The organism is Photobacterium sp. GB-50, assembly GCF_003026755.1.
Classification (GTDB): domain Bacteria; phylum Pseudomonadota; class Gammaproteobacteria; order Enterobacterales; family Vibrionaceae; genus Photobacterium.
The window spans coordinates 47,586-68,072 of record NZ_PYNX01000003.1 but is presented as its reverse complement, the minus strand read 5'-3'; the positions used below and the strand labels follow the sequence as shown (position 1 = coordinate 68,072).

The 20,487-nt window shown below is 39.8% G+C and carries 21 protein-coding genes; 10 read left to right on the top strand and 11 right to left on the bottom strand.

The window, feature by feature from the left end; translation table 11 throughout:
* The first annotated feature begins 627 nt into the window (after positions 1-627).
* From trpS to C9J41_RS05370, 5 genes are all read left to right on the top strand, one after another.
* A complete protein-coding gene (trpS, locus tag C9J41_RS05390; RefSeq protein ID WP_107294315.1) occupies positions 628-1,644 on the top strand; it encodes a tryptophan--tRNA ligase in 1,017 nt (338 codons plus the stop codon).
* A gap of 40 nt (positions 1,645-1,684) precedes the next feature.
* The gene (locus C9J41_RS05385) at positions 1,685-3,403 is read left to right on the top strand and encodes a VRR-NUC domain-containing protein (RefSeq protein WP_233220387.1); all 1,719 of its coding nucleotides are present in this window, start codon (positions 1,685-1,687) and stop codon (positions 3,401-3,403) included.
* Between the two features lie 92 nt (positions 3,404-3,495).
* Entirely contained in the window at positions 3,496-3,840 is a 345-nt protein-coding gene (locus C9J41_RS05380; RefSeq protein WP_107207370.1) for a hypothetical protein, read from the top strand.
* 280 nt (positions 3,841-4,120) lie between these two features.
* Positions 4,121-4,693, top strand: coding sequence for a DUF2913 family protein (locus tag C9J41_RS05375; protein WP_107207371.1), 573 nt, complete (start codon positions 4,121-4,123; stop codon positions 4,691-4,693).
* A 315-nt stretch (positions 4,694-5,008) separates the two neighbouring features.
* Entirely contained in the window at positions 5,009-5,560 is a 552-nt protein-coding gene (locus C9J41_RS05370) for a DUF2799 domain-containing protein (RefSeq protein WP_107246520.1), read from the top strand.
* 230 nt (positions 5,561-5,790) lie between these two features.
* Here C9J41_RS05370 and C9J41_RS05365 read toward each other — a convergent pair whose 3' ends face one another.
* Genes C9J41_RS05365 through C9J41_RS05325 form a run of 9 tightly spaced genes read right to left on the bottom strand, consistent with a single transcriptional unit; the run spans position 5,791 to position 12,687 of the window.
* On the bottom strand, positions 5,791-6,234 hold the full coding sequence (locus tag C9J41_RS05365; RefSeq protein ID WP_107294313.1) for a F0F1 ATP synthase subunit epsilon: 444 nt from the start codon (positions 6,232-6,234) through the stop codon (positions 5,791-5,793).
* Between the two features lie 16 nt (positions 6,235-6,250).
* Positions 6,251-7,636 (bottom strand): F0F1 ATP synthase subunit beta, encoded by a 1,386-nt coding sequence (atpD, locus tag C9J41_RS05360; RefSeq protein ID WP_107207373.1) that lies wholly within the window; start codon positions 7,634-7,636, stop codon positions 6,251-6,253.
* 21 nt (positions 7,637-7,657) lie between these two features.
* Entirely contained in the window at positions 7,658-8,530 is an 873-nt protein-coding gene (gene atpG / locus C9J41_RS05355; RefSeq protein ID WP_107207374.1) for a F0F1 ATP synthase subunit gamma, read from the bottom strand.
* A 58-nt stretch (positions 8,531-8,588) separates the two neighbouring features.
* Entirely contained in the window at positions 8,589-10,130 is a 1,542-nt protein-coding gene (gene atpA, locus C9J41_RS05350; protein WP_005366518.1) for a F0F1 ATP synthase subunit alpha, read from the bottom strand.
* 13 nt (positions 10,131-10,143) lie between these two features.
* The gene (locus C9J41_RS05345; protein ID WP_107207375.1) at positions 10,144-10,692 is read right to left on the bottom strand and encodes a F0F1 ATP synthase subunit delta; all 549 of its coding nucleotides are present in this window, start codon (positions 10,690-10,692) and stop codon (positions 10,144-10,146) included.
* A 14-nt stretch (positions 10,693-10,706) separates the two neighbouring features.
* Positions 10,707-11,177: a F0F1 ATP synthase subunit B gene (gene atpF / locus C9J41_RS05340; RefSeq protein WP_107207376.1), complete on the bottom strand. Its 471-nt coding sequence runs from the start codon at positions 11,175-11,177 to the stop codon at positions 10,707-10,709.
* A 52-nt stretch (positions 11,178-11,229) separates the two neighbouring features.
* Positions 11,230-11,466, bottom strand: a complete 237-nt coding sequence (atpE, locus tag C9J41_RS05335; RefSeq protein ID WP_004730405.1) for a F0F1 ATP synthase subunit C — start codon at positions 11,464-11,466, stop codon at positions 11,230-11,232.
* A 53-nt stretch (positions 11,467-11,519) separates the two neighbouring features.
* Positions 11,520-12,287 (bottom strand): F0F1 ATP synthase subunit A, encoded by a 768-nt coding sequence (atpB, locus tag C9J41_RS05330; RefSeq protein WP_107294312.1) that lies wholly within the window; start codon positions 12,285-12,287, stop codon positions 11,520-11,522.
* Position 12,288: 1 nt separating this feature from the next.
* The gene (locus tag C9J41_RS05325; protein WP_107207378.1) at positions 12,289-12,687 is read right to left on the bottom strand and encodes an ATP synthase subunit I; all 399 of its coding nucleotides are present in this window, start codon (positions 12,685-12,687) and stop codon (positions 12,289-12,291) included.
* A 1,394-nt stretch (positions 12,688-14,081) separates the two neighbouring features.
* On the opposite strand from C9J41_RS05325, the gene C9J41_RS05320 reads away from it, so the two are divergent.
* The 4 genes from C9J41_RS05320 to C9J41_RS05305 all read left to right on the top strand — a co-directional run bounded on the left by C9J41_RS05320 (position 14,082) and on the right by C9J41_RS05305 (position 17,505).
* On the top strand, positions 14,082-15,143 hold the full coding sequence (locus tag C9J41_RS05320) for a helix-turn-helix domain-containing protein (RefSeq protein WP_107294311.1): 1,062 nt from the start codon (positions 14,082-14,084) through the stop codon (positions 15,141-15,143).
* Positions 15,144-15,304: 161 nt separating this feature from the next.
* Complete coding sequence (locus C9J41_RS05315; protein ID WP_005366553.1) at positions 15,305-15,526, top strand: VF530 family DNA-binding protein; 222 nt, start codon at positions 15,305-15,307, stop codon at positions 15,524-15,526.
* A gap of 271 nt (positions 15,527-15,797) precedes the next feature.
* Entirely contained in the window at positions 15,798-17,075 is a 1,278-nt protein-coding gene (locus C9J41_RS05310; protein ID WP_158259669.1) for an ATP/GTP-binding protein, read from the top strand.
* A complete protein-coding gene (locus tag C9J41_RS05305) occupies positions 17,062-17,505 on the top strand; it encodes a hypothetical protein (protein WP_107294309.1) in 444 nt (147 codons plus the stop codon). Before C9J41_RS05310 ends, C9J41_RS05305 begins: the two co-directional genes overlap by 14 nt.
* 245 nt (positions 17,506-17,750) lie before the next feature.
* On the opposite strand, the gene C9J41_RS05300 is transcribed toward C9J41_RS05305, so the two are convergent.
* Positions 17,751-17,966, bottom strand: a complete 216-nt coding sequence (locus C9J41_RS05300; protein WP_105061594.1) for a DUF465 domain-containing protein — start codon at positions 17,964-17,966, stop codon at positions 17,751-17,753.
* A gap of 152 nt (positions 17,967-18,118) precedes the next feature.
* Positions 18,119-19,360 (bottom strand): NAD(P)/FAD-dependent oxidoreductase, encoded by a 1,242-nt coding sequence (locus tag C9J41_RS05295; RefSeq protein WP_107294308.1) that lies wholly within the window; start codon positions 19,358-19,360, stop codon positions 18,119-18,121.
* Positions 19,361-19,607: 247 nt separating this feature from the next.
* Here C9J41_RS05295 and C9J41_RS05290 point away from each other — a divergent pair, with 247 nt between their 5' ends.
* Positions 19,608-20,486: an alpha/beta hydrolase gene (locus C9J41_RS05290; protein ID WP_107294307.1), complete on the top strand. Its 879-nt coding sequence runs from the start codon at positions 19,608-19,610 to the stop codon at positions 20,484-20,486.
* The last annotated feature ends 1 nt before the right edge of the window (position 20,487 follow it).

Sequence of the window (20,487 nt, the reverse complement as noted above, 5' to 3'; positions counted from 1 at the left end):
TATAAATGAGATGACTATCGGTTAAAGAAAAGAGTACCAGCACAAAATAAAGAATAAAAAGTCAATATTAGTGCATATAAAAACAACAGGACGACCTAGATAGCCTTGCTGGAGCGAATTTTTACCGTGAAATAATATTCTTCATATTAACGGCCGACCTCCTTAAAAACTAGAATAATCAGCCGAAATTAAAACAAAAACCAACTTATTAAACTGAAACAGCAAGTAGCGGAATACCGATCCAAAGTACGGATGCAAAAATGAAGAAAAAGAAATAAGTAGACTTAAATGACATGATTTAGACCTCAATTTAATCTTAATATGTGGCATTTTATACCTTTTAACCATTTACGTGTATTCAAAAAATCAGTCGTTAGTTTTCAATTTTAGTAAACAAGATAAAGCATAAAATGCTTGTTAGAAAAAGATTAGAGGGGTATTGTTTTAACCATGAAATTACGATTAAGTACACCTCACCTCTTTCTTTGTTGGTGGCGCTCTTACTAGAGCGGCGCTGAACTAACACACCTTATTTTTATGTTCATACGCTGCCGGAAGGTTTGCCATGAACAATTATGATCTTGTTTCAGTCCTCTCCGGTAGCAACAATTATTTTTGGAGAATACTATGACAACATCAGCACAAAGCACTAACGTGATTCTTACTGGCGATCGAGCAACAGGTCCACTTCACCTTGGTCACTATGTGGGTTCCCTTGAACAACGCATTCAACTACAACATCAGTACCAACAAACCATTCTTGTCGCTGATATGCAGGGACTGACGGATAATGGGCATAACCCACAGAAAGTCGCATCGAATATTTTAAACGTGGTAGCTGATTATCTCGCCGTCGGTATTGATCCCAACTTAACCACGATTTGTTTACAGTCATCACTACCCGCATTGGCTGAGCTGACCATGTACTATTCAAACTTGGTATCGATTTCTCGTCTTGAACGTAACCCAACCGTTAAAAATGAAATTCAATCTAAAGCATTTGGCCGCTCAATTCCTGCCGGATTTTTAACTTATCCCATTTCTCAAGCGGCTGATATTACGGCATTCAAGGCTAATTTGATCCCTGTAGGTGATGACCAATTACCCATGCTAGAACAAACCAATGAAATCGTAAGAAAAATTAACCATATCGCCGGAAAAGAAATCTTAGTGGAATGCCAAGCACTACTAAGTAATGTGGCACGCCTACCAAGTACTGACGGTAAAAACAAAATGTCTAAATCAATGGGAAATGCGATTACGTTAGGCGCAGACAGTAAACAAATAAGCCAAGCGGTGAAATCAATGTACACAGATCCAAACCACCTACGGGTTGAAGATCCGGGGAATATTGAAGGGAATGTGGTGTTTACCTATCTTGATGCTTTTCATCCAGATCAAAGCTATGTCGCTGAACTAAAAGAGCATTACCAACGTGGTGGTTTAGGTGATGGTACAACAAAGAAAATCTTAGAGGCGTGCTTACATGACTTAATTACGCCGATTCGCCAACGTCGTGAAGAATACTTAAATGATAAAGCCTATTTAGTTGAAGTATTGAAAAAAGGCACCGAAAAAGCCAATCAAGAAACTCAGCTCGTATTACATGATGTGAAAAGCGCATTTGGGCTTAACCTTTTCTAATGGTTTTGGATATTTAAGTAACTTGGGTATAAAGACAGCTATGTTTATACTGACTCGATTTTCAGATAAACATAGCCGTCCAATCACACAGTGCAGTTATATGGCAACCATCGAACTCGAACAAGACTACTACCTTCACAACTTTAAGGCGTTACTTAAAACTGTAGAGCAGTATCATGCTTCATTATTAAGTACAGATGAAAAGCACTGGCTGCAATCTTTCCACCAGCTTTCAACCGATGCGCAAATGTTGCTGATCCGCTTACTATCACGTAAAGGGATCTTATTTCGTTTTAACAAACTTAATTATGACGAAATTACAAATATCGACTTAGCCAAAGATGCGCTGATTCATGCTCATTTTATTAGCCAAGAAATCACCGCTCTTCACCAGCAGCAAGTTATCAGCATCAGTGATATTTTCTCACTCTATACCAAACCTGAACTACAGCGTTTATTCCCAACCCTTATTGAAAAAACAGATAAGAAAGCTGAAATAGTATTTAAATTAGAGAGCCATGATGATAGTGAATACTTGCTTAATGTCATTAACGAACCACTTGTTATGGTGCAACAACAAACCCTGCTCGCAAAGTTTCTATTGCTGTTTTTTGGTAATAGCCATCAAGATCTTAGCCAATTTGTATTAAGTGATTTAGGGCTCCATAAATTTGAAAATTACCGGATTGATGCCAGCACGCAACTGTTCCACACCACAGAACAAGTCGACCAATGGCTGACACTAACCCAATTATCCGACTTATATTGGCGTGCCCATGAAACGAAAGACTACGATACTATTTCTTCCCTTGTACCACTATTGCCAAAGGCTACTTCATGGTTGCCTCTCGAAAATAAACGCCAAAAACTGATCAATCATATGGCGCGAGATTTAGAGCGAAACCATCAATATGACGCAGCACTTGCTCTCTTTCGTCAAACTGAACGTACGCCAAGCCGTGAACGACAAGCACGAATACTCATGGCGCAGCAGCAATACCAAGCAGCCTACGATGTCGTGAAAAATATTCAGCATGATGCGAAAAATGAAGATGAATACGGCGTAAGTCTGAGGTTAGAGAAAAAGCTCGCAAAGTCAGTCAATCACATTTTTACAGCTCCAAAAACGTTTGCTCCAAAAGCGATACAACTGCAACTTGCGAATCCTGAACACCAAAGGGTTGAACACTGCACTGCTGGCTATTTTGAGTCTCAAGGTTGGACGGTGTTCTATCTTGAGAACCAATTTCTCAACAGCCTTTTTGGGTTAGCAATGTGGGATATTATCTTTGCCCCCATCAAAGGCAGCTTTATTAATCCTTACCAATTAGCGCCACTGGATATGTTCAATTCAGAGTTTTACCTCAAGCGAAAAGACGTAATTGATGAACGCTTACAAGCGATTGAACAAGGTCACTATGATGGCTGGCAAACACACTTTGAGACAAAGCAAGGGATCTCTAACTACTGGGTACATTGGGAGCTATTTAGTCAGCAAGCACTTACATTGGCTTTAAGCCATATACCACCTGCTCAATTAGCGGTAATGTTTCGTCGATTACTAAAAGACTTACGCCACCACCGCTCAGGAATGCCTGATCTGATCATGTTTAATGACACGGGTTATCAGTGGGTAGAAGTCAAAGGACCCGGTGATAAACTACAAGACCACCAGTTACGTTGGCTCGCTTTTTTTGATCAACATAGAATTCCCGCACAAGTGGCTTATATTACATTTTCAGATCCTAACGAAGACTAAGCGAATAAATAGACGTTTTTTGCGTTAGCGTAATAAAAGCCTGCCGTAAATTCGATACCATGCTGCGATTAGCACTAACAGGTATGTTTATAATGAAAATAACTGTGGATGGCGGCTCATTTAAAGTCGCAATTGATACTGAGTACGAAGGCCTAGTCGCAGAAGCAACTGCGGTGTATAACGAAACATTAGAGCAGGCAAAAACACCAGATAAGGCTATACTGCGCTTTCTTCAAATCATTCTTGAACACCGTGATAATGATGACGCTATCGGTTATGCCGTATTAGGCTTACTTGGCTGGTATAACAAAATAATTAATCCTGTTACAGATAAAGATATCGAGCTAAATCTACCCAAAATTCTACCGCATTTGCTAAATCCGACGGGTGATTTAACCGCATTCAATCCCATGGAAAAAACGATGTTCGCGCATTAATCATCGTATTGTAAGTGCCTATTGCTCAATACCGATAATAGGCATTATTGCGACACTTAAAACCTTAACCTTACGCTATTTACTCATGTCATTTATCCTCTGTAAGCCCTACGTGACGCTTATAAATATAAACTTTTTATCAGTAACTGTTTGTTTATGACACGCTTATAACAAACATGCTAGTATATCGTCATTGAAAAAAAGTCTACTATATGACGCTACTATTACCTCAGTAATAGTATGATATTATTGTTAATACCTGTTTCAACTCGGTACTCGAATGAACCAATCAGAACTATTATTAGACGTTAGTACTCACGCTTTACTACACCTAGAATTCAAAAAACTAGATAAACGACTAAGCCTTGCAGAAAAAAATAATATATTGGTTCAATACCTAAAGCCAATCGTCAAATCTCACCAGTATCGACGAGTAAAGAAGACGACGAAAAGCTGGCTACAAATGGGTAGAAGGCTAAATACCGATTTCGAAGCAACATTAAATCAAGAACGCGAACGTTTGCAGCAAATGAGCTCAACCGATCTCTACCAGTTTATTGCCCTGATTCAAGAGATCGAAACAGAGCTGGACACGAAAGCGCAGTATTCATTGGCACATGCCATTGATCTTAATGCGCGTTATGGCAAAGTCTTGGTCTGTGTTGTCGATGAAGATCTAACATCAAGCTTTGATGAAGATGGTTTAATGACCAAAGCAACGCAAATACTCTTTATTGGCGACGAAAAGTTGAAAGATCAATTTTCTTCAATTGTCGATAAGAGCACAGGCTTCCAATCTGTCATTGCTTATGAAGATGAAAACCATTTACGTATTGAGCTATTTCGTCTTTAAACAGCCTATTGTCGCCTAGCCGTCAGCTTATAATTCATCGCTGTTAAGCCTTTTCGAAAGACAATCGTAAAGGCTATCTTTGCTGTCCTCCCCCTTTTTTCCAATATCATTTCCGCTCACTTATTTACAAATAAAGTTTACTTTAACCATCCAGATCACCACGTTTTTAACTATTTTAGACGAGATACACCTTTATCTTTATTAACGATACCTTTAGAGTATCCACCTTTATATTTTTGTAACAAGTTAGCTATGACGATAAAGAATTTAACAATAACACTCATGCTGTGTTCAACATTGAGCGCATGTTCTGTCATGAATCAACAAGAGTGCCAAACAGCTAACTGGCAAGCACTGGGTTACATGGATGGCTCTCAAGGTGCCTCTTCAACCCAATTTAACGAACGTAGCTCTGCCTGTTCGGAATACAATGTTCGCGCTGACTTTTCTCAGTATCAAGCCGGTTATCAAAAAGGCCTAATCAGCTACTGTACTGAAAGCCATGGCTTTTTTGTCGGATCTCATGGCAAGTCTTACCAAGGTGTCTGCCCGCAAAATACCGCCAAAGCGTTTGTAAAAGGCTATAACCATGGCCAGCAACTCTACACAGCGCAAGAAAATGTTTCTCGTGCAGAACGAGAATTGAGCTATGAGCAACATGAAATTGATAACCAAAAAGAGAAATTAAACGAGTTAAAAAACAGTTTAATTTATGACCAACTCACCCCACGTGAGCGCCGTGAAAAGCTCGATGAGATTGATGAAATAAATAATAGACCCAACGATCTGAAACGAAAGCAGCATCAACTTAACAAGTTAAAACAAGAACTTGAAAAAGTACGAGCACAAATGAATACATACTATTAAAACGGTATGAAAAAGCCCTTACTCTCGGTACAAAGTAAGGGCTTTAATTGTGATGGGTTTACTGGAGATACCATCAGCAATAAATAACATCCATTCTATCTATTACTTTTCCTTTCACACCATGATGGTTATGCAAAAGGAGTGCCTCCTTGATGGTATAAAACAATATCCGCTTATCTTTCTATGGTGATTTAGTCCAACAAACGGTCACTGTATTTATTCCATCAAGGTTAGCGGCGCATTTGTTTCTGGGTTAATTCAACTGCACGTAATTGTGCCATTGCTTTCGCCAGATCCATTTCCGCCATAGCGAAGTTAATATCATCAGCATGCTTGTTGATATTTTCTTCTGCGGCGCGTCGAGCTTCATCAGCGCGAGCCTTATCAATGTCCTTCCCATGCATTGCCGTATCGGCAAGTACAGTTACTACAGAGGGTTGAACTTCAACAATCCCGCCTGAGATATAAAGGATTTCTTCAGGATCCTTTAGATCAATGACAAAACTCGCCACACCAGGTTTTAGTCGGCTCAATAAAGGAGAGTGACCAGGGCGTATACCCAATTCCCCATCAGAGCCAGAAATTGCCAGCGCATGAGCTGGGCCAGAAAACAATGGACCTTCTGCACTCACAATGTTGAGTTGGAACGTGTTTTCGGTTACGCCAATAGCCATGATGCCTCCTTACGCCTTAAAGATTTTTCGCTTTTTCAAGCACTTCTTCGATTGCGCCACAGTACAAGAATGCTTGCTCTGGTACGTCATCATACTCACCGCTGAGTAAGCCTTTAAAGCCTGCGATAGTTTCTTTAAGTGATACAAATACACCTGGTTGACCGGTAAACACTTCCGCTACGTGGTAAGGCTGAGTCAAGAAACGTTCAATCTTACGAGCACGAGATACTGTCTGCTTATCTTCTTCAGATAATTCATCCATACCTAGGATAGCAATAATATCTTTAAGCTCTTTGTAACGCTGCAGTACGGTTTGTACACCACGCGCAACATCGTAGTGATCTTGACCAACAACCAGTGGATCAAGCTGACGAGAAGTTGAATCTAGTGGGTCAATCGCAGGGTATAAACCAAGCGCGGCAATGTTACGAGACAGTACAACCGTCGCATCAAGGTGAGCGAACGTCGTTGCTGGCGATGGGTCAGTCAAGTCATCGGCTGGTACATATACCGCCTGAATAGAGGTGATAGAACCCGTCTTCGTTGAGGTAATACGCTCTTGTAGTACACCCATTTCTTCCGCCAGTGTTGGCTGATAACCTACCGCTGATGGCATACGGCCAAGCAGTGCTGATACTTCAGTACCAGCCAATGTGTAACGATAAATGTTATCGATAAACAGAAGTACATCACGGCCTTCATCACGGAAGCTTTCTGCGATAGTTAGACCAGTAAGTGCAACACGAAGACGGTTACCCGGTGGCTCGTTCATCTGACCGTAAACCATGGCTACTTTATCAAGTACCCCAGCTTCTTTCATTTCGTAGTAGAAGTCGTTACCTTCACGAGTACGCTCACCGACACCAGTAAATACTGATAAGCCCGAGTGTGCTTTCGCGATGTTGTTGATAAGCTCCATCATGTTAACGGTCTTACCTACACCCGCACCACCGAACAGACCGATTTTACCACCCTTAGCAAATGGGCAGATAAGGTCGATAACTTTCACACCCGTTTCTAACAGTTCAGAGCTGTTAGATTGTTCTTCATAAGACGGTGCTTCACGGTGAATGGCATATTTGGTTTTTTCGCCAATTTCACCACATTCATCAATCGGTGAGCCTAACACGTTCATGATACGACCAAGGGTTTCTTCACCCACAGGGACAGTGATCGGTGCTTTGGTATTTACCACTTCTAGGCCACGACGAAGACCGTCTGATGAACCCATTGCGATACAGCGAACAACACCGCTACCAATTTGCTGCTGTACTTCTAATACTAATTCAGCATGCTCACTATCACTAAGGGTAAGCGCATCATATACACGTGGTACGCTATCTTGGTCAAATTCCACGTCAACGACAGCGCCGATGACTTTGACAATCTTACCAGTACTCATTTGATGTCCTCAAAATTCTATTTAAACGGCTTGTGCCCCAGCGACAATTTCACTTAGCTCTTGGGTAATAGCAGCTTGACGGGCTTTGTTATAAACCAGCTGTAAATCATTAATCAGCTCGCCCGCATTATCGGTTGCTGCTTTCATCGCAACCATTCGCGCTGCTTGTTCACAAGCGATACTCTCAACAGTGCCTTGGTAGACCTGTGATTCGATATAGCGAAGCATCAGTTCGTTGAGAATGGGTTTTGGATCTGGCTCGTAGATATAGTCCCAGCGGCTTGATTCATTAGCATCGGCTAACTCTTCTTCTTCAAGCTGAGGATTAGGTAGCAATTGTGCCACCTTCGGCTTTTGCACCATGGTATTTACAAACTCGTTGTAAACCAGGAACAAGCGGTCAATCTTGCCTTCGTCGAAATACTCCAACATGGCGTTAACTGGGCCTAAAATATCTTCAAGTTTTGGTTCATCACCAATACCGGATGTTTGTGCAATCACGTTGCCGAAACGATGGAAAAACGAAATCGCTTTTGAACCGATCAAGGTGGTATCAACCTCCACCCCTTGATCTTTCCACTGACGCATATCTGCCAGTGCTTTCTTAAACAAATTAATGTTCAAGCCACCACATAATCCTCGGTCTGAGGAAATAATGATGTAAGCGACACGTTTTACTTCACGCTCTTCAAGATAGGGATGCTTGTACTCCAACGAACCCGAAGTCACGTGTCCGATCACTTTACGCATGTTCTCTGCGTAAGGTCGGGTCGCTTCCATGTTCTGTTGAACTTTGCGCATCTTACTTGCGGCAACCATCTGCATAGCACTCGTGATCTTTTGCGTATTTTGCACGCTGGCGATCTTAGTGCGGATCTCTTTTGCATTTGACATGGTTAGCTCCTATCTACATTCATACTGCATCGTACTTGGACGGAAATGTTCTCGTCGCTTAGTACGACTGGGTATCAACGAATGTTTTTAGAAGCTGGTGCAAGCTTGCTTCGATGTCATCGTTGTAATCACCAGACTCATTAATTTTTGCTAGTAATTCAGCTGACTGACTCTTAGCAAATGCCATTAATGCTTCTTCAAATGCACCGATTTGAGATAACTCAACGTTATTCAAATAACCTTTCTCGGCAGAGAAAATAGCCAGTGCTTGCTCAGCGACAGACATAGGTGCGTACTGCTTTTGCTTCATTAGCTCAGTGACTTTTTCACCATGGTCTAGCTGTTTACGTGTTGCATCATCAAGATCTGATGAGAACTGAGCAAAGGCTGCTAATTCACGATACTGTGCGAGTGCGGTACGAATACCACCAGACAGTTTCTTGATGATCTTAGTCTGCGCGGCACCACCAACACGAGAGACCGAAATACCCGGGTCAACCGCTGGACGTAAACCTGCGTTGAACAAGTTAGTCTGCAAGAAGATCTGACCATCAGTAATCGAAATTACGTTGGTTGGTACGAATGCGGATACGTCACCCGCTTGGGTTTCGATGATAGGTAACGCGGTTAATGAACCTGTTTTGCCTTTCACTTCACCGTTAGTAAAACGCTCAACATAGTTAGCATTTACACGTGATGCACGCTCTAGTAGACGTGAGTGAAGGTAGAAAACATCACCAGGGAAGGCTTCACGGCCGGGTGGACGCTTAAGCAATAGTGAGATTTGACGGTAAGCAACAGCCTGTTTAGACAGGTCATCATAAACAATCAGAGCATCTTCACCACGGTCACGGAAGTACTCACCCATCGTACAACCCGCATACGGGGCTAGGTATTGAAGGGCGGCCGCTTCAGACGCAGATGCTACAACAACAATGGTATTTTTAAGCGCGCCGTTTTCTTCTAACTTACGCACAACGTTAGCAATTGTTGATGCTTTTTGACCAATAGCCACATACACAGAGTAAATACCAGAATCTTTCTGGTTAATGATGGCATCAATCGCCATCGCCGTTTTACCTGTCTGGCGGTCACCGATGATCAACTCACGCTGACCTCGACCGATTGGCACCATAGAGTCAACCGCTTTGTAACCCGTCTGGATTGGCTGATCAACCGATTTACGATCGATTACACCGGGTGCGATAATTTCAACAGGCGCAAAGCCATCGTTGTCAATCGCGCCTTTACCATCAATAGGCTGACCAAGGGTGTTAACAACACGACCCAATAAACCTTTACCTACTGGCACTTGGAGGATACGACCGGTACCTGTTACTTTCATGCCTTCAGCAAGATCAGCATAAGGACCCATCACTACCGCACCTACAGAGTGACGCTCTAAGTTAAGTGCCAATGCATAACGGTTGTCTGGAAGTTCAATCATCTCACCTTGCATAACATCAGCAAGACCATTGATAACAATAATACCGTCGCTTACAGAGACGATAGTACCTTCATTACGTGCCTGACTGGTCACGTTAAAGGTGGCGATTCGTTGTCTAATTAAATCGCTAATTTCGTTGGAATTCAGTTGCATATCTAATTACCTATTACGCCTGAAGGCTTGTAGCAAGTCGGTTGATAGAGCTTTTTAGCGAGCCATCAATCACCATTTCACCGGCTTTGATTAGCATTCCGCCAACTAGCGACTCATCAATGTGACAATCAAGCTCAACACTGCGATTTAATTTCTTTTGCAGCGCCTGTATCAGGTTCGCTTTCTGCTCATCTGTTAACGGCTCGGTTGTTGTTACTGTCGCTGTTACCATGCGCTCATGATCTTCTTTCAGCTCATGGAACAATTCAGCAACTTGCGCAATCACATTTAGACGTCCATTTTCAGCCATTACTCTGATCAGGTTCTGGCCATGTTCATCCAGCAGCCCCTCACAAACGCCCAAGAACATGTCAGTAAACGCTGATGAGTCATGCTCGCCAAACTGCTCGCTATCTTCAATTTGCTGAGCAATAACGGGTTGGCTAGCAACCGTTGCTGCGATAATTAACATTTGCTCCCATTGTTCCAATGCATCATTGGCAAGAGCGAAATCAAACGCTGCTTTGGCATAGGGCTGAGCAATAGTTAGTGGATCTGACATAATGTGCTCTCCGCTTACATATCCTTGATGAGTTTATTAACAAGATCGCGGTTAGCATCTGTGTCTAAGTTACGGTTAATCAGTTTCTGCGCCGTTTCAATCACCATGTCAGACATTTCTGCACGGAGTTCTTGGCGAAGGCGATTACGATCACTTTCCACTTCAGCATTGCCCTGAGCAATAATGCGAGCTTTTTCTTTCTCACCTTCCGCTTGGGCTTCTTCGATAATTTGAGCGCGACGCTTATTACCTTGCTCGACTAATTCATTTGCACTTTTCTTCGCATCATCCAGAAGCTTTTCACCATTAGCTTTTGCTAATTCAAGCTCTTTTGACGCGTTTTCGGTATGAATCAGTCCTTCAGCGATTTCGCGCTGACGTTGGTCAATTAACGCAGATAGCGGTGGCCAAACATATTTCATACATAGCCAAACAAAAATCACGAATGAGATTGCCTGACCAAGCATGGTTGCATTTAAATTCATACCATCCTCACTATTTAAATAACGTTATGATTTATAACGGTAGTTCTGGCTATTAAGCCACAGCAAAGATGATGTAAAGACCGATACCTACACCAATCATAGGTACCGCATCCACAAGACCCATCATGATAAAAAACTGAGTACGTAACATAGGGGTTAAATCTGGCTGACGTGCAACACCTTCAAGGTATTTACCCGCAAGATTACCGATACCAGAAGCCGCACCTGCCGCGCCTAAACCAATGAGAAGCGCACCAGCAACGTAGAGAACTGCACTTACAATATCCATGAATGACTCCAAAAATTTATTTAATAGATAAAACTTAAATCGAACTTAATTTATTAATGTTCTTCAGTTGCCATCGCTAGGTACACAACAGTTAGTACCATGAAGATGAAGGCCTGAAGGAACACAATTAAAATGTGGAACAATGCCCACGGCACGCTTAACGCCCACTGCATCCACCACGGCATTAATGCAATCAGGATAAAAATCATTTCACCTGCATACATATTTCCGAAGAGTCGAAGTCCAAGAGAAATTGGTTTTGAAATTAATGTCACCAACTCCAAAACGAAGTTCACCGGATACAACAATGGGTGTTCAAATGGTTGTGTTGTTAACTCTTTAATAAAGCCAACAAGTCCCTTAGTTTTTAAGGTGTAACCAATGATTAAAATAAACACACCTAACGCCATCGACATCGGTACGTTCACATCAGCAGAAGGCAAATCACGGAAATGTTCAAAGCCCAGTGCTCGTGCTAATGCAGGAACGAAGTCGACCGGAATTAAGTCGATCATATTCATTAAGAAAACCCACACGAAGATAGTTAACGCTAAAGGGCCGACTATCTTGCTTCTCGTCTGAAAAATTTCCTTAACAAGGTTGTTTACAAATTCATAAGTGATCTCAATAAAACATTGCAATCGACCTGGAACCCCAGAGGTTCCGTGGCTAACAACATATTTAAAGACACCGATGAAGAGTAAACCTAACACCCATACCATAAACATGGAGTCTATATTTAGGCTCCAAAAACCGTGGCCTACAGTAAGGAATGTTAAGTGGTGATCAATATATTCGTGAGCGGTAGTTACTGCTTCCACCTTACGTCATCCTAAATTGAGGTTTGTTAAGTATCGGGGTTAAAAAGCATCCTAAAAATGTCACGCTATAAGCTAATAACATAGCTACATGATTTACTGGAATAAAACGAACAACAGCTAAAATCATTACCGCGGTATATACCCACTTAATAAAACTATTAAGTTTGGCTAAATATCGAATACTAATGTCTTTATTTGTTTTTATTTTAAAAGCAGCGGCACTTAATCCTAACAATGAAGGAATAACTGCAATAGCCACCCCAATAATTGAAGATTTAACGCCAAACCAATTAGTCGTAATAGAAGCAAAAAAAATAAAAAGTAAACCTAATATTATTTGCCCAATCACTATTACTTTTGCTGCAGATAAAATATCGCTAGAACCAGATTTCGTATTCATTTCTAATCCTCTTTATTTATGCAATAACCTGCTAACCCCCTCCATTTCAACTTGTTACGGGTTATTTCAACTTGTGATTAAATTCACACAAACGTAAGGAATGAATAATATCGCAAGAGAAAACTCCCTCACCAAGAGCAAATATCTCATCAACTAAAATGTTAAATAAATATTAAATACCGAAGCAGAAAAGTGTTATTTATATCAATGCAACTTGCAACACATTTAAAATCAATAACTTTGACGCCACCTCTTGATGATTAAAATTTACGTGATCGTTATCACTAACGCTATTAAAAAAAATGAAATCAATGTTTTTCATTTTTGAGTAAGTAAATGATTGCAGCCCGAATGGATTATATTGTAAGCAAAGCGAATAATTATGTATTAACATCGATAATCAAAATGAGCGAAACACAAAACTCACGGCGTATTAATAATTATTATCAACCATAAAAATTGACGGTTATTTGCTATTTATTGTCTTTTTTTGCAATAAATTTCAATTTTAAAACGGCAAAATCATGCGATTTAAGCTTGTCTTCTTGCTCTTTCACTGCGAGTTCAAGGAAGAGAAAACATAACAATCAGCACTAGCAGGACGCTCTCTGTGGCGAAAAAAGAAGAAAAGGGAATAAAAATAGTTGACTGTATATATAGCCAAATTATTTTTTAAAATAAGGTATCGGTACAGCGTTATTAATAAAATTCCGATATCACAGAATGAAATAATAAGATGATGATTAACAAAGGTAATAAAAGCCTTTAACGGCACCCAAAAACGTTCACCTCTAAGCTCAATAAACATAAACAAACGCTCATTGGAAGCTATTTTCAACGTTGTAAATGACAATATGAAGTCATAAAAAATAGACAACATTATATTTAAAATATCGATCACTACGAGCGATAATATGCCCTAAGAAAAGAACACAAATAATACATTAAAATTAAAATATAAAAGTCAATATATGCATCCAATGCTATATATAAAATAGAGACGTTAAGAATTGCTAAATTCAGCCATTATATTTACCAATTAGGTTATATATAATAAAAATGAATCGTAATAAAAATAGAGCTATCCGACAAAATTTATCGACTGTTTGATCTATAATTATAGATTAACAATTTTTCCATACGTAGAATTAGCACAAAATAAACAATATTAATGTGCTACAAATATTGCTAATGTAAATAAACCAAACAACGATGATACATATTTACTGATAAAAAAATAAAGACAAAGACACATGGCTGTTACTTTAAAGACACATTATCAACTAACTGATAACTGCATTTAGTGACATTAATTTGTACCCTCTATTTAATCTTGTCTTTTAATACGCTGGTATGTTTCTGAGATGTAACTTTTATGAGGTATATAAGTAACAATGGAAGTCAAATCTCAACTCTCATCATTAAAAAATACAATCTCTTCAGGTTGGAAAAGTGTCATTCCTTTTGCAAACTTCAATATTGAAGAGAATCACACCTTTGACATGACACATTTTGAAGGTCTATGGCTAAAACAATACCTCTCAACAATCACGCCTGAGTATCATGCTTTATCCTCCCAAATTACAAAAATAGCCCAGTCAGTAAATCCCTTAACCTTTAACTTCTATAGTTTAGCGCTATGGACGAGCCCTGATCGCTACACGCAATTACATACGCTGTGCAACTACAGCGCATTACTCAATAGCTCTATTCGTTTTCATTTAGATGAAAATAAAGGTGACAACATCAATCTGTGGCTATTAAGTAATGAACCCATCGCAAAACATTCAACAGAAAGCCTATCGTTATTGGCTTTACACTTTGCGCTATTATTGAATGTCATCAAGCAAACGTGGGGCACAACGACACTTAAAGGTGATGCGTATTTACCCTCGCTGACCAATTTACGCATCGAACAACCGTTATTTGATAACTTGATTGCGTCATCTGCACTGAATATAAAGTGCCATTATAGCTTTCCCTTGATCCGCCTTACTTTTAGTAAAAAGTCGTTATCCTTACCGTTAACCGATTCTGATCCCGTGATCCATCAAAACAGCTTATGGCAGTTAAAACATCAGCTAGTAAACTACCAGCAGAACAATGTGATTCATCAAGTTTACCGTGCGCTCAGAAGCCTACCTGATTTAGAGGCCGCCTCTGGCAACCATATCGCAAGTTTAATGGACATCAGCTTTCGCACCTTAAATAGACGTTTAGCATGTTTATCAACAAGTTATCGTGGGGTGTTAGAAAACTATAAATTAGAAATGGCGTTATCCCTGTTAGATAATTCAGAGTTAGGGTTAGCTGACATTGCACAGCAATTAGGTTTTTCTGATCTCAGTACTTTTTCACGCGCGTTCAAACGCTGGACTGGGCTGTGCCCGTCTCAGTTAACCAGTAAAAACCAAACAATAGCACCGCGTGTGGTTTCACATTGGGAACTCATTTAAGACTCGTTACCCCACTATTGTTCGATTAGCTGCTAAATAGGCAGCTAATTGTGAGAGATAAGCTAACGAGATAGGCTTAATTTTTGTGAAAACCTTAAACCAGACCAGCGCATTCTGCTAAACTCCGTCGACAGATTTAGCGATGGTAGGAACACTCAATCATGAGCCAAGAACAAATCAACAACCCATTACACGGTTTGACGTTAGAAAAGATCCTTGTGCGTTTACAAGAGCACTACGGATGGGAAGGGCTAGATGCAAGAATTAAAATTAACTGTTTTTACAGCGATCCCTCTATTAAATCGTCTTTAAAGTTTTTACGCAAAACCCAATGGGCAAGAGACAAAGTAGAAGCTTTATATATTGAGACTTTTTGTAAGTAACCCGATTGGCATACGCACTTTAACTAATACATAAGTAAGGTATGCCATTTCTTTTTGCTATGCACCTCTCCTTTTTTAATCCCTCGAGTAATAAGCTGTTAGGCATAAGTCAATACACCGCACTTAATTGGTTTTTTTGCTATTTTTTTGCGAAAAGTAACTTTAAGTGCTATCGTAGATAGCGTAATCGACAAATAAAAGAATAAATAAAATGTTAATAGACTATTCTGTACAAAATTACTGCTCTTTTAACACTCGTCAAGAATTGAACATGCTTGCATCTACTTCAACCAAAGAAGAATGTGCATTGAATAACTTGAAAGAAGTTAATGCGTTTGGCGTTAAGAACGTTCTGAAAAGCTCTGCTATTTTTGGTGCTAATGGTTCAGGAAAAACTAACTTAGCTGAATCATTGAAAAGGTTACAAATGCTTATATTGGGTTCTTTGGACTCAGTTGGTGACAGCGTGACCCATATGGTCGTGCCTTTCCTGCTAAAGGAAGATTATTTTGACGTGCCATCTGAATTCGAAGTTACCTTTCTTGCCGAAGGAAATCTATATCGCTATGGAATTGCCATTTCTGAAGGTGAGATTGTTGAGGAGTGGCTATACTGGACTAAAAGTTCGAGAGAGACTCCCTTATTCCACAGAGATAGACAAACAGTCAACTATAATCAAAGATCATTCCCTGAAGCGAAGCTATTTACCAAGCGAGATGGTGACACTTGGTTATTGGAAAAAACAAAAGAGTTTGTTCCTTTTATATCTGTTTTATCTCAATTCGACGGTGAAAAATCAAGCATAGTTACAGCTTGGTTTGAGAAGGTCAATATTATATCCGGGTTGACAGATAGAGGGTTTAAAGATTTTACTATTAATCTTTTTGAAAATAATAGCCATTTCAGAGAGTGGGCTGTTGAAATTTTAAAATCTTTCCAAATCTACGACCTAAATGTTGTAGAAATTGAGAAAAGCCTCCCGTTGCCAAAAGGTAAAAATCGCTTGGAAAACGAGGAGCTTAATGATGCTCTATCTAAGTTAAAGGGTTATCTCGAGAGTACGAAAGTAAAACAAAAGAAAGTTGATGTTGTTAAGTTAGATCAAGTAACAGGCGAGCATTATTCAATTCCTCTGAGTTTTGAATCTGAAGGTACTCGAAAATTACTCTATCTCTTAGGTCCCTTGTATGATGTTATCGTTAACGATGAAATATTATTTGTTGACGAATTTGATAATAAGTTTCATACATTATTATGTAAGTTTATTATTGATTTATATAATAAGAATAACCATGGAAATAGTCAGTTAATAATAACTTGTCATGATACTAATCTTTTGACAAATGAATTATTCCGTAGAGACCAAATTTGGTTTGTAGAAAAGAATGATTCAAATGAAAGTGAACTATATTCACTCGTTGAATATAAAGAGCACTATACAAGAAAAGATGATAGCTATAGCAAGGATTATTTATCAGGTAAGTATGGAGCTATTCCATTGTTTAGCTCTGTTGCTATTTTAGAGGAAATGCTAAATGGCAAAAGATAGAAGCAGAGGTAAAGTTAAAGCTCGCAAAGAGAATATACGAGAAGAACGAAAAGTATTAGGAAATCGCGAGTTATTGACCTTTAGCTTTAAATTTTTAGATCAAACACAGCCTAAAGGCAAAGAAGAAACCATAACGTTGTGGGAAGGAAAGGGACTTTTAAAGTCATTAATTAATCGCCTCAAGGAATTGTCTGTACTTACACGGGAAGAAGCATTTTCTCAGAAACAATTGAAGAATTATGGAGACTTTCCTCCCCGTGACAAAACGGATTTTTTTCACCCTGAACACGTAGAAAAAAATGTTGCTTGGGGCGTTATTGAAGGTATTGGTGGACTACCTAGAGTTGCTGGTTTTATTCAAGAAAACACTTTCTATATTGTATTTTTGGATAGTAATCATCGATTTTGGATTTCTAGCTTCGGAAAATAAAGGCAGATAGTACACACCTATCCGAAGTATTGAAAAAAACCAAGCTAACTTATATAAGTAAATATTACTCATGCTATAAGAGATGATGCTACTAAGTCGAGCATCATCCTTACTTTTCCTAATATCTACCAGTAGGAACAGGATAAATAGCCTAAATAAGCTCTATATTCACCTAAAAAAACAGAAAAGAAAAGCTCTCACTTATCTTTTCTGTTTCTTTTCACTTATTGTTGATTAATAAATGATTATTTAGCTTCTACACTTTTTAAATAAGCCAAGATTTCATCTTTAAGCAATAGTTTTTCTTTTTTAAGCTTATCAATAATATCTTCGTCGTAACCGTCTTTCGCTGTCATCTTTTCAATTTCAGCGTTAAGCTCGCTGTGTTTATTGTATAGACGATCAAAAGCAACTTCTTTGCCTTTTAAAGAATCGATTAACTCTTTGTATTCTGGAAACATCGGAACTCTCCTTATAAATAGCTTATGTCTTAGTTATACGCCTTCTATCTAATTAAATTAAGACAAAAATCATGTTTTTGCTGCGCTATTTATGAAAACCAATATTACTATTTCAAGCCATTGAATATGGCTTGAAAAAGGCGCAAGGCGACTTAACTACAAATTTCAGCGAGAGTTCTTAAGCGGCGTTCAGATTGAGCAACAAACGGGTTTTTCTGATCCCATGCGTAACCTGCCAGTATCGAGCACACCATTTGTTTTATTTTAGGATCGGGATCGGTATAGAAAATCACTTTTTGTAATTCACCAGAGTACCAACCTTCTACATAGGTACGGAAGGTATTTACCCCTACCATTAATTTATCGGCATATTCTTGCTGCCAATTAACGTCATCACCTGCTAATTGCTTCAATAAGGCGCTAACAACCAAATCTGCCGATTGCATTGCAATGGTCACGCCTGATGAAAATACAGGGTCTAAAAACTCCCCTGCATTGCCTAATAACGCATAGTTGTTCGTCGCAAGGTGTTTTACATTGGCAGAATAACCGCCAATTTGCGCAGCAGGATTGGCGTATTCAGCTTTGCTAAGCAGCTTATTTAATGTTGGCTCTTGCGCCACAATTTGCTGCAATGCGGTTTTTTCATCAGCATCGTATTGGGCTAAAAATTCAGGCTCTGCCACCACACCTAATGAGCAAGTCCCGTTGCTAAATGGAATAAGCCAAAACCACACATCTTCATTCGTTGGGTGAACGGAAATTAAAATCTTTTCACGATCGTGCTCAACACCGCTATCTTCAATATGATCCACCACATGGGTAAAAATGGCATGACGCACAGGTAAACAAGACGGCTGCTCTAAATCGAGTAAACGCGGTAATACACGCCCAAAACCACTGGCATCTAAAATAAAGTCGGCTTCGAGCGTATAGGTTTGTCCTGTTAACGCATCACGAACCGTAATAACGGAGCGAGTGTCCCCACATTCAATTGCTTCTACGTTGTGTTGGTAACGAATTTCAACTCCTTGCTTGGCCGCTTCATCGGCTAACACTTTATCAAAGTTGCCACGCTGTACTTGATAAGTCGTACCAGCGCCTGCTGTGAATTTATCGCGAAAATCAAACGCCGTATAGGTATCACGACGGCGAAATGCAGCGCCATTTTTATATTGAAAATCAGCGCCTGTTACTGCATCGAGCATATTGGCTTTTTTGATCACTTCCATACAGGCAGGTAATAAGCTTTCGCCGATAGAAAAACGAGGAAAAGTGTTTTTCTCGAAGACAACAACATCAATATTATTTTGATTGAGCAACGCTGCTGCAACAGAGCCTGATGGGCCTGCGCCAATAATTGCAACTTGGGTACGTTGTCTACTATTCAACATCTTTTTCCTTTTATTAACACTGTAAATGTCTTACCTGACAGGTGTGAGATAAGAAGCAACGATCGGTTTGGATATATTATCAGCGCAGAGTTTAACAAAGTTATTTCTTCACACCATACAACGGGGAGCGCTTTATCTTAAAAAACAGCAATTAGGGGCATTGTTTTATTTTCTCACAGGAGAGATCACATTTTCGTTTTAAGGCGTACACACTATTAATACATCATGACAAATCAGGAAGATGCCCATGAACTCTTTTTTGCTTCTGACTCTGTTATTACTTCCTGTAATATCTGGTTGTGCCAACCAAGCATTTTTCTCACCATCAAATAATGATATGCCAAGTAAAGAGGTCGTTTGGCTTGATTCGCTCTCTGGCAATAAAATTGCTTATCGCTATTATCATCCCACGAATACTTCTTCTATGCCGTCACCTGATCTTCGCGGTACTGTGGTTCACTTTCATGGTAACAGTGGGCAAATGGAGCAAACCCAAGAAAAAGTCGCATGGCTGACAGATTATGGTTTTAACGTGATCACTTTCGACTATTCAGGCTTTGGTCACTCAACAGGGACGGCAACAGACAAAGATGCGTACCTTGATGCGATTTCGATTCTTAATTACATCAATCAATATAACCACCAGCCATTATTTGTTGTCGCTACCTCTACTGGCAGTAATATCTTTTTACGGGCGTGGGCTGATAATCCGATTGAAATTGACGGTATTATTCTCGACTCCCCCTTTACCAGTTACGTTAAAGAAGCGCAGTTTGTTTTAAGCCAAAGCCCTTTTGGTAAACTCTATGATTGGTTTGCACTGGTAATTATGCGAGATGATTATGCCGCAGAGCAGAATTTGCATCGTGTGCCGGAAAGTCATGCCTTGGTAGTACACTGTGAAGAAGATAGCGTTGTGCCGTTTGAATTTGGTGAGACCCTCTATCAACAGCTCAAGGGGAATAAAGAATTTATGGCTTTCGATGATTGTCGCCACGCGAGAGCCATGACAGGCGACCATCCTCGTTATCAGCACAATATTGCCCAGTGGTTAGTTAACACCGAGCAATATGTGAGACAAAATAACCGAGAGCAAGTCACGCAAATGATCGCTTATAATGAATAGT

Coding starts and splice junctions, on each gene's coding strand:
- C9J41_RS05290 (WP_107294307.1), top strand. CDS start 19,608: ATGAACTCTTTTTTGCTTCTGACTCTGTTATTACTTCCTGTAATATCT.
- C9J41_RS05370 (WP_107246520.1), top strand. CDS start 5,009: ATGAATCAACAAGAGTGCCAAACAGCTAACTGGCAAGCACTGGGTTAC.
- trpS (WP_107294315.1), top strand. CDS start 628: ATGACAACATCAGCACAAAGCACTAACGTGATTCTTACTGGCGATCGA.
- C9J41_RS05300 (WP_105061594.1), bottom strand. CDS start 17,966: ATGTTTCCAGAATACAAAGAGTTAATCGATTCTTTAAAAGGCAAAGAA.
- C9J41_RS05325 (WP_107207378.1), bottom strand. CDS start 12,687: ATGAATACGAAATCTGGTTCTAGCGATATTTTATCTGCAGCAAAAGTA.
- C9J41_RS05345 (WP_107207375.1), bottom strand. CDS start 10,692: ATGTCAGATCCACTAACTATTGCTCAGCCCTATGCCAAAGCAGCGTTT.
- C9J41_RS05385 (WP_233220387.1), top strand. CDS start 1,685: ATGTTTATACTGACTCGATTTTCAGATAAACATAGCCGTCCAATCACA.
- atpG (WP_107207374.1), bottom strand. CDS start 8,530: ATGTCAAATGCAAAAGAGATCCGCACTAAGATCGCCAGCGTGCAAAAT.
- C9J41_RS05310 (WP_158259669.1), top strand. CDS start 15,798: ATGCTTGCATCTACTTCAACCAAAGAAGAATGTGCATTGAATAACTTG.
- C9J41_RS05365 (WP_107294313.1), bottom strand. CDS start 6,234: ATGGCTATTGGCGTAACCGAAAACACGTTCCAACTCAACATTGTGAGT.
- C9J41_RS05380 (WP_107207370.1), top strand. CDS start 3,496: ATGAAAATAACTGTGGATGGCGGCTCATTTAAAGTCGCAATTGATACT.
- atpE (WP_004730405.1), bottom strand. CDS start 11,466: ATGGATATTGTAAGTGCAGTTCTCTACGTTGCTGGTGCGCTTCTCATT.
- C9J41_RS05315 (WP_005366553.1), top strand. CDS start 15,305: ATGAGCCAAGAACAAATCAACAACCCATTACACGGTTTGACGTTAGAA.
- C9J41_RS05305 (WP_107294309.1), top strand. CDS start 17,062: ATGGCAAAAGATAGAAGCAGAGGTAAAGTTAAAGCTCGCAAAGAGAAT.
- atpA (WP_005366518.1), bottom strand. CDS start 10,130: ATGCAACTGAATTCCAACGAAATTAGCGATTTAATTAGACAACGAATC.
- C9J41_RS05375 (WP_107207371.1), top strand. CDS start 4,121: ATGAACCAATCAGAACTATTATTAGACGTTAGTACTCACGCTTTACTA.
- C9J41_RS05295 (WP_107294308.1), bottom strand. CDS start 19,360: ATGTTGAATAGTAGACAACGTACCCAAGTTGCAATTATTGGCGCAGGC.
- atpD (WP_107207373.1), bottom strand. CDS start 7,636: ATGAGTACTGGTAAGATTGTCAAAGTCATCGGCGCTGTCGTTGACGTG.
- C9J41_RS05320 (WP_107294311.1), top strand. CDS start 14,082: ATGGAAGTCAAATCTCAACTCTCATCATTAAAAAATACAATCTCTTCA.
- atpF (WP_107207376.1), bottom strand. CDS start 11,177: ATGAATTTAAATGCAACCATGCTTGGTCAGGCAATCTCATTCGTGATT.